This is a genomic window from Candidatus Melainabacteria bacterium RIFOXYA2_FULL_32_9 (assembly GCA_001784615.1).
In the GTDB taxonomy this organism is placed as follows: Bacteria; Cyanobacteriota; Vampirovibrionia; order Gastranaerophilales; family UBA9579; genus UBA9579.
On sequence record MFRQ01000136.1, the window covers coordinates 1 to 1,558 of the forward strand.

Here is a 1,558-nt window from a genome sequence, read left to right on the forward strand (position 1 = left end):
GATCGTAATAACGATGAAATAGGCGTAAATTGGAGGTTTAGAACTAAAGATGCAAGAATTAAATTAAAGCGTCTTTACCCATCATAATTTCTGGGACAAAGTACTAGTACTTTGTTTCAAAAATTTTGATGATTGTTGAAGTAGGGTATGTTCTCGAAGGAACCTTGCCTGTGCAAAGGTGACAAGGTCACTTATTTAAGTCATCAATCATTCCAGTCTTAATTATGTGCGGTAGCACCAGTAACGGAGAGAATTTACCCTCCTTAATTTATGAAATAATCCACTAATGGCTTGACCGAAAAAATATGATGTATGAGTGAGCAGATTTTCTCCGTCGCTGATGCACCTTCAAATTGACATGGTGCATAGGCTTCCTCCGAAAACCTACTCACTCTGCATAATTAATCGGTCAGAGTACTAGTACTCTGTTTCAAAAGTTATGATGGTTGTTGAAGGAGGGTATGTTCTCGGAGGAACCTTGCCTGTGCAAAGCTAACAGGCACAGTGACGGAGAGAATTTACCCTCCATGACTTATGAAACAATCCACTATTAATATCAAGTCGCGATAAAATACATCAAAATATTAGCAAATTTCTCTAATTGCTCAATATTGTAATGGCTGTATCACCGTATTTTTTCTCTCTTAAAATCTCATAACCCAAATTTTGTGCAATTTCAGTAGTATTATAATCAGGACTATGCTCAACTACTATAATTCCTTCAGAATTTAAAAGATTATTACTCTTGATTTTTGATAAAGACGGCTCAATAAGACCGGATGCATAAGGTGGATCAATAAAAATAAGATCAAAAGTTATATTTTTAAATCTATCTAAAGCTAAAATTGCGTCAGAAATAATTAACTCATAATCAAGATCAAAACCTGCCAGGTTTTCTTTCAATAAGCTTGCTACATCTGGACTCTTTTCCACATAAATAACTTTTTTAGGCCCTCTGGAAAAGGCTTCCAATCCTAAAATTCCACTTCCTGCAAATAAGTCAAGCACCACGGCATCACCGTGGTGCAAAATATCACTAATAGATTGAATTATATTAAATATGCTTTCGCGTACTTTTGAGGAAGTTGGTCTTACTTCTCTTGATTTAACTGTTTTGATCTTTCTGCCTTTTTGGGATCCACCAGTTATAATCATTTTCCAACAGGTTCTTTTACTTCCTGTACTACTTCTTTATTACTCATATGCTCTGCAATAAAGCTTGTATTGATTTCACCTTTGATAAAGAAGCGATTTTTAAGAATTCTCTGATGGAATGGAATTGTTGTTTTAATACCTGTTATGGCATATTCGTCAAGTGCACGTAACATGCGAATTCTTGCTTCTTCCCTGTCTTTACCCCAGCATATAAGTTTTCCTATTAGAGAATCATAAAAAGGAGGAATTTTATAATTGGAATAAATATGGCTATCGACTCTTACACCAGGTCCACCTGCTGGAACATAACCATCAATAAGACCTGGACAAGGCATAAAATCTTTATCAGGATCCTCTGCATTAATTCTGCACTCAATCGCATGCCCAACTATTTTTATATCAT

At 35.4% G+C, this 1,558-nt stretch carries 2 protein-coding genes and 1 pseudogene (1 of these 3 cut by a window edge); all 3 read right to left on the minus strand.

Going from position 1 to position 1,558, the window contains the following annotated elements:
- Window positions 1-597: 597 nt before the first annotated feature.
- The gene (locus A2255_00005) at window positions 598-1,155 is read right to left on the minus strand and encodes a 16S rRNA (guanine(966)-N(2))-methyltransferase RsmD (GenBank protein OGI17850.1); all 558 of its coding nucleotides are present in this window, start codon (window positions 1,153-1,155) and stop codon (window positions 598-600) included.
- The gene (locus tag A2255_00010) at window positions 1,152-1,490 is read right to left on the minus strand and encodes a hypothetical protein (GenBank protein ID OGI17851.1); all 339 of its coding nucleotides are present in this window, start codon (window positions 1,488-1,490) and stop codon (window positions 1,152-1,154) included. Before A2255_00010 ends, A2255_00005 begins: the two co-directional genes overlap by 4 nt.
- A gap of 59 nt (window positions 1,491-1,549) precedes the next feature.
- Window positions 1,550-1,558 (minus strand): annotated as a pseudogene (locus tag A2255_00015) (acetyl-CoA carboxylase biotin carboxylase subunit) (it continues 563 nt past the right edge of the window).